The following is a 7797-nucleotide window of genomic DNA, read 5'->3' as shown; positions in this document are numbered from 1 at the left end:
GCTGGGGGGGCCGCCTTGGCGCCGGTGTCTTCCAGGTCCAGGCTGTCGCGCAGGTCCGCGAGCGGATCCACCTCTTCCGGAGGTGACGGCATGGGCGTTCGCAGGTTACCGCCCGGACGCGCGCATCACCAGAGGACGCTGAGAGGGGGCAGGCAGGGCGGCCCCCAGGTCCCCTCGACGTGGGGATGAGCGGGCGTTAGCCAGTGGGGGAAACATTTCACCTTGTCTTGCCGACCCGCATGGGCGGTGTCAGCTTCGGACGTTCCATATGGCCATCCGCTACGCGCTACCCAACGGGCTCACCGTCGTCTTCGAGGAGCAGCACGCCGCCAAGGTCGCGGCCTTCCAGGTCTGGGTCAAGGTCGGAAGCGCCGACGAGCGGCCGGACCAGGCGGGCCTGGCGCACCTCCACGAGCACATGCTCTTCAAGGGCACCGAGCGCCGGGGCCCCGGTGAAATCGCCCGGGACGTGGAGTCCCATGGTGGCGAAATCAACGCCTGGACCTCCTTCGACCAGACCGTCTACCACATCGTCATCGCCAGCCAGTTCGCCCGCACGGGCCTGGACATCCTCGGCGACGCGGTGCGGCGCTCCGCCTTCGACGCGGAGGAGCTGGCCCGGGAAATCGAGGTGGTGTGCGAGGAAATCAAGCGCAGCCAGGACACGCCGTCCCGGCGGGCCTCGCGGGACCTCTTCGCCACCTCGTACCAGGTGCACCCCTACCGGCTGCCCGTCATCGGCACGGAGCAGAGCGTGCGCAGCTTCACGCGGGAGAAGGTGCTGGAGTTCTACCACCGGCACTACACGCCGAAGAATCTGGTGCTGTCGGTGGCCGGCGACCTGCGCGAGGCGGAGCTGCGCCAGTGGGTGGAGGAAATCTTCGGCGGGGACTGGGGCCGCCCGTACGAGGGCGAGGTGAAGCGGCCTTCCGAGCCCGCCGCCCCCGGCCGCCGCATCCTCCTGCGTCCGGACGACGTGAAGGAGGCCTGGCTACATCTGTCATTCGGTATCCCCCAGGCGGACCACCCGGACGTGCCCGCGCTGGACGTGCTGGCGATGATTGCCGGCCAGGGCGACGCGTCCCGGCTGACGCGCGAGGTGAAGCGCCGGCACAACCTCGTCAACGAGGTCCACGCCTACGCCTACACGCCCCGGGATCCGGGCCTCTTCTCCGCGACGATGACGCTGCAGCCGGGCAACGCCGCCCGCGCGCTGGAGGAGACGGCGCGCGTGTTCGCCACGCTGCGCGCCACGCCGGTGACGGAGGACGAGCTGGCCACGGCCAAGGCGCTGGTGGAGGCGGAGGCCGTGTACCAGCGCGAGACGGTGCAGGGCATGGCCCGGAAGATGGGCTTCTACCAGTCCGGCATGGGCAGCCTGGAGGCGGAGGCGCGCTACTACGAGGCGGTGCGCGGCCTGACGCCCGAGCACCTGCGCGCGGCCGCCGAGCGCTACCTGCGCTTCGACCGCGCCGTCGTCACGGGCCTGTTGCCCCACGGCGCGGACTTCACCGAGGCCCAGGTGCACGAGGTGCTGGACCGGGTGGGCCGCGAGCCGGCCGCCGCTCCGCCGGAGCGCAAGCCGCGCAAGGTGGCCGCGGGCGAGCCGTCCATGCGCATCGCGAAGGCGGCGAGCGCGGGCCCCAGCGACATCATCCAGGAGAAGCTGCCCTCGGGCGCCACGGTGCTGGTGCGCGTGGAGCCCGCGGTGCCGCTGTTCGCCGTGCGCGCCGTCTTCGCGGGCGGCCTGCGCTACGAGACGCCCGCCGACAACGGCATCACCACCCTGCTCACGCGCTGCCTGACGCGCGGCACGCCGTCGCACGACGCGGAGGACATCTCGCAGCTCATCGACGCGTACGCCGGCAGCCTGGGTGGCCAGGGCGGGCGCAACTCGGTGAGCCTGCGCGGTGAGTTCCTGTCGCGCCACTTCGAGCCGGCCTTCCGCCTCTTCGCGGACTGCCTCCTCGAGCCGTCCTTCCCCGAGGTGGAGGTGGCCCGCGAGCGCACGCTGATGCTCCAGGACATCCTCACCCGCGAGGACAAGCCGTCCAGCGTGGCCTTCGACCTGTTCAGCCGGACGCTGTACCGCACGCACCCGTACCGGATGCCCACCCTGGGCGAGCAGGCCTCCGTGGAGGCGCTGACGCCGGACATGCTGCGCGCGTGGCACGTGGCGCACATGGACCCGTCGCAGCTGACGCTCTGCGTGGTGGGCGACGTGAAGGTGGACGAGGTCATGGCCCTGGCGCGCGAGTACTTCGGCAAGCCGCGCGGCAAGGCCGTGCCGCCGCCCCGCGTGGAGGCGGAGCCGCCTCCCGAGGCGCCGCGCCAGGACAAGAAGGTGCTCAACCGCGCCCAGTCCCACATCGTGCTCGGCTTCCCGGGCGCGCGCGTGGGCGATGCGTGGCGGCACGAGCTGGAGGTGCTCTCCACGGTGCTGTCCGGCCAGGGCGGGCGGCTCTTTGTGGAGCTGCGCGACAAGCGCTCCATGGCCTACAGCGTCAGCTCGTTCGCGATTGAGGGCGTGGACCCGGGCTACTTCGCCGTCTACATGGGCACCAGCCCGGAGAAGGTGGACGCGGCGCTGGCCGGCATCCGCAAGGAGCTGGAGCGCATCCGCGACGAGCCCATTCCCGAGGAGGAGCTGGCGCGCGCGAAGCAGCACCTCATCGGCACGCACGAGATTGGCCTGCAGCGCAACGGCTCGCGCGCGGGGTTGCTGGCCATGGACGCGTGCTACGGCCTGGGCCTGGACAACTTCCTCCACTACGCGGACCACATCGCGGCGGTGACGTCGAAGGGAGTCCAGGAGGTGGCGCGCCGGGTCATCGACTTCGACCGCGGCGCGCTCGCCATCGTCGGGCCGTAGCGGCTACTTGCAGGCGCGGGCGTCCACGTGGCGGCACACGTGGACGCTGCGCGGCACCTCCACCCAGGAGATGTCGGACGCCGGGGTGTCGTTCTCCCGCAGCGTGTCCTGGGACGGCGAGCGGCCCACGTCCGCGTCCAGCGTGGTGTAGCGGATGGCGCCCGTGCGCGAGAGGGTGATGACGCTGGTGGGCTCCGGCGGCGGCGACAGCACCTCGCGCGACTTGAAGGGCATGTAGCCCACGAGCTGGCCCTCGTCGTCGTAGAGCTTGAAGCTCTCCGCCTGGTCCGGCCAGCCGGTGATGAAGTCCATCTGCCACGAGCGGCCCACGTCGCCCGCGCCCGCCGTGCGGCAGGCCCTGGGCACCCCCGGCACCGGTGGCTCGAAGGACGGCCAGAAGACGATGCCGCCGAGGATGCTGGAGCCCGCGGCCGTCTTCTCGTCCATGCCGCCGTAGCGCATGAACCAGCCGGCGCCCGTGGTGGACGCGCGCGGCAGGGACGCCAGCGCCTCCGGCGTGAGGTAGCTCTGCAGCGTCCCATCCGGCAGCCGGCGCGCGTGCAGGAGGCCCGGCGGCACGGTGACGTCGCGCAGGCCGCAGCCCTTGCCGGTGGGGCACGCATCATCCGTGTCCGTCCAGCGCCGCGCGTCCAGGGCCCTCGCGGACGCGGCGTCCGAGAAGACGCGCGTGCCGCCGTAGTTGTAGAAGCCCACGTAGGTGTTGCGCGGCACCTGGGCGAGGTCGTCATCGCCCAGTCGCAGCTGGCCCTTGCCCGCGGAGATGCGCCGCTCCGACACGCAGCTCCACCGGCCGCCCACCAGCGTGCACTCACTGCGGGAGCCCGATGGGACTCCGTTGTTGGGAGGGAACCGGTAGTGGCCGGAGCCCAGCGCCGAGCCATTGCAGTCGATGGACAGCCGCGTCAGCTCCAGCTTGCCGGGGGCGCAGACATTCACGGGCTGCCCCGTCGTCGTGTCCACGTTCCGGGTGAGCGCGCCGTTGGAGTACTCGAGCACGTGGGTGCGCGACACGCCGCCCACCTCGCCGGCCAGCGTGAGGGCCACGTCGCACCTCATCCGCACGCAGGCCAGCAGGTTGTCCGGGCCGCACGCCTCGCCCTCCGTGTCGCGCAGGTGCTGTCGGTCGCCGGTGCCCAGGTACGTGCGCAGCCAGCCCGTGTCCGGCTGGAGCGTGTTGGCGGCGATGTTGAAGAAGGGCGTCTTCTGGTGGGCGGGCTCGCCGCGCGCGATTTCGAAGGTGCGCGCGCCGTGCCAGTTGGACACCGTCCCGCCGGAGAGGTCTCCGGGCTCGAACAGGCGGAAGGTCCACACCTGCCCGCCCAGGTCGCCCACCACCACGGTGTCGAAGAAGCCGTCCTGGTCCGCCTTGATGTCGAGCGCCTTGCCCACGTCCACCAGCGCGGGCGCCGCGGCCACCGGCATCATCGGCTCGCCGGTGAAGCTCCACAGCTTCTGGCCCGTCCACACGTCCAGCACGTACAGGCCACGGCCTCGGGTGAGGTCGGTGCTGTAGCCTCCATTGAGGAACACGGCCCAGCGCTCCTCCCAGCCGCGCGACTCCTGGTCGCTGCGCAGCCGCACCGGGCCGATGGGCGGCGGCTTGGGCGCGAAGTTCATCCACGCCTGGCCCATGCGGGCCGACTCCGGGTCGCACGCCTGGGGGAACATCCAGCGGAAGGGGCCGGCCTCCCCGGCCGCGTTTCGCAGCATCCCGTACGGGTCCGTCACGTCCAGCGCGGTGTAGCGCTGGCCGCCGCCGCGCTCGGTGATGACGGCCAGGGTGCGGAACTCCCCCGCCTGCTTCACGCCGTCACGCGCGCCGCCCCCGCGCCCGTCCACCCAGACGTCGCGCACCATGGGCGTGCCGTCCACGAAGTACTCGTGGCCCCGGACGAGCAGCCCCAGCTTCGGCAGCAGGTCCGGCGGGATGAAGGCCCACAGCTCCTGGCCGGTGCCCAAATCATAGAGGTCGTCCAGCACGCTGCCGCGCGGACCCGACCCGATGGCCCGGCCCGCGTGCACCGCGTGCAGCATGCCGCCGTTGGAGCCCACCAGCAGGACGCGGTCCCTGCGGCCCTGCGCCGTGAGGTACTCGCCATAGGCGCCGTAGTCCCCCGCCGTGGCGCGCAGCGGCGGTTGCATGGGCGTGGACCGGTAGCACGGCTTCGCGGACGCGCCGGGGCCGCCGCACACCGGCTCCGACGTGGGGGGCGTGCCCTCCTGCACGTAGTCCGCGTACAGCGTGCGCAGGCACTGCGGGGACAGGCCCAGGTCGCAGAGGAACGGCTCGGCGGGCGGCTCCACGAGGATGGGCGAGGAGTGGAAGATGTCGCCCAGCTTGCAGGAGCGGGTGCTGTCCCCGGCGCAGGGCCGGTCCTCGTCGCGGTCCTTGTCACCGTCCGCGTCGAAGACGTCCTGCCCGCGCACGAAGCGGATGAGGGTGCGGGCGCACTCGGCTTCCTCCGCCGCGCCGCCCGTCCAGACCCGGTCCTGTTTGGCGAAGACGTCCGCGCAGACCGCGTCCCCGCCGGCCAGCAGCAGCGGGCGCAGCTCCTGCGCATGCTGCTCGTCGAAGGGCACCGGCGGGTTGTCGGCCGCGTCGTAGCGGCCATTCCCGTCCCGGTCCGTCAGGGTGAAGATGCAGCGGCCGCTCGTGTCGCGCACCGGCGCGGTGGGGTTGCCGAGCTGCTCGCACGGGGCGGACGCGCTGCGGCGGCCGAGCGTCTCGCCCAGATTCCAGAAGGGCACCGCCAGCTCCCCGCCCTCCAGCCGGCCCTCGGCGTTGCGGCGGGCGGTGGCGGCCTTCACCCATTCGCCGGAGACGTTCTCCTCCACGATGTTGTCCGCGGTGAAGGACGTGGGCGACGGCACCCGGCCGGGTCCGGGCGTGAAGCCCGTGGGCCGGTCCAGGTAGAAGGAGTCGTCGCAGTCGCCATCGCCGTTGAGGTCCAGCGGGTCCCCGTTCTGCGTGCGCGCCCGGCCCGCGTCGCAGCCCTGGGCGAACTCGCCGTAGAAGTAGAAGCGGTACAGGTGCCCCTCGTAGGGCTGGCCCTTGCGAGGGATGAAGCGCGGGACATAGGCGGACGTCTGCGCGCTGCCGGCCTGCACGCTGGCGATGCTGGCGGAGGAGAAGGACGTGGCCGTCTCGCGCAGGTCGCCAATGGCGGTCATCAGCGCGTCCCGGAGCTGGCCCGGCTCGTCCGCGCGGTAGAAGCGGCCGCCGCCCGCGTGGGCCATGCTGCGGAGCATGGGGCTGTTGTCGCCGTAGCCGATGGTGTACGTGCGCACGGACTGCACCCCGTCCATGTCGTCGCGCAGGTCCGTGTGGGCGAGGAAGAAGGCCACGTCGTCCATGTAGTTGCGGTTGTGGGTGTCGCCGCCCTTGGGACCGCTGTTGTCGTCGTCCAGGCCGTCGCCGTCGGTGTCGACGAAGTAGTCGCACTCGGCCTTGGTGGCACCGAACCGGTCGCAGTAGTTCACCCCGCCCGGGTTGCCATCCACGCCGGGGTTGAAGGTCAGTGGCGTGCCGTCCGGGTGCTTCGCGCGCGCGTCCACCAGCAGGCGCAGCATCTTGTGGACGGGCACGGTGTTGTCGTTGTCCGGCCGGCCGTCGGACAGCACGATGACGGCGCTGGCCTGACAGGCGACGCACACGGACCTGTCCTCGCCACCGCCCTCCAGCGGCAGCGGGTCGGCGTAGTCGCCGGCCAGGTGGGTGAAGTCGTGCTCCTTGCGCGCCCACGTGAGGCCGCGCCCGTCCGCGTCGTCGCGGGTGCCATCCGGCCCACCGGGGTAGCCCGCCGTGGCGCCCAGCGGATTGGTGAACCAGCGCCCCCACACGTTGTCGCGCCGCTGCGAGGAGAAGTACGCCCCGAGGCTGTAGAGCGACTCGCCGATGGAGCGCTCACTGTTGACGAACTCCACCTTGTTCACGGCCGTCACCAATTCGGCGCGGCGCAGGTCGTTCTCGGAGAAGAGGGGCCAGGACTTGTCGCACGACGGGCGCAGGGGCCGCAGGAGCCACGCGGGGTCGAAGAGGTCGTCGCTGTGGCCGAAGGTGGCCACGCCCATGCGCAGGTCTGGCACGGTGGCGATGACGTCCTTCAGCACCTTGCGCGCGGTGACGAACTTGGGCGGCCTCACGTTCAGCACACGGCCACTGACCACCCAGCGTCGGCGCCCGCGGCCGTCCTTCTCGCCTCGGTACCAGCCCACGGTGTTCAGACAGGCCGTGCAGGCCGAATGCCTCGCCGAGCCCGTGGACCAGTAGCGCGCGCAGGCCTCTTCGGGCCGCGCGCGTCCGTCCGTGCCGCTGAAGTCGCGCAGCACGGTGTAGTCCGTCGTCGAGTCGCCCCCGCCGTCGCCGTTGTTGAGCCGCTGCAGCGGCAGGCGCGTGCCGAAGGAGAGGTAGTAGTGGTCCGGGTCGAAGAAGCCGCGCCCCGCGCCCAGCGCGACGTCCGGGTCGAAGACGCGCGAGCCGTTGAGGCGCGGGTCCGAGGACTGAGGGTCGAACCAGGACATGCCCGAGCGCAGCGCCGGGTCGTCACAGCCGGTGACGTCGGGGATGGCGTCGGGCTCCGGCAGCGACGTGTGGAAGTCCTGCATGGAGGCGTTGTTGCCGAGCAGGAAGATGGCGGAGGGCGGCGGCGTGCGCGCCTCGAAGAAGTCCTTGTCACCACCCGAGGCGGACCGGAGCATGGCGTCGCCCAGGGCCACGGGGCCGGTGCAGCAGGCCGCGCGAGGGGGCGGGTCCATGGCCCCGGAGATGGCGAGCCCCGCTGTGAAGAGCACGGTGGCCCCGGCCAGGCTTCCCGCGAGGGCGGCGCGGCGGCGGAGGACGGAACGAAGGGACGTGGGGAACAGGCGCATGGGGGAGCTCCTGCTGGGGAGAACGGGAATGGGGG

At 72.0% G+C, this 7797-nt stretch carries 2 protein-coding genes; one reads left to right on the top strand and one right to left on the bottom strand.

The features are described 5' to 3' along the window. Nucleotides 1–268: 268 nt before the first annotated feature. The gene (locus HG543_RS49400; RefSeq protein WP_169351945.1) at nucleotides 269–2872 is read left to right on the top strand and encodes a M16 family metallopeptidase; all 2604 of its coding nucleotides are present in this window, start codon (nucleotides 269–271) and stop codon (nucleotides 2870–2872) included. Between the two features lie 3 nt (nucleotides 2873–2875). Here HG543_RS49400 and HG543_RS49395 read toward each other — a convergent pair whose 3' ends face one another. Further along, nucleotides 2876–7762 (bottom strand): pilus assembly protein, encoded by a 4887-nt coding sequence (locus HG543_RS49395; RefSeq protein ID WP_169351944.1) that lies wholly within the window; start codon nucleotides 7760–7762, stop codon nucleotides 2876–2878. Nucleotides 7763–7797: the final 35 nt, after the last annotated feature.

Source organism: Pyxidicoccus fallax (assembly GCF_012933655.1).
GTDB classification, from domain to species: Bacteria; Myxococcota; Myxococcia; order Myxococcales; family Myxococcaceae; genus Myxococcus; species Myxococcus fallax.
Note: the sequence above shows the minus strand (reverse complement) of the source record. Positions and strands in the feature narration are given on the sequence as shown.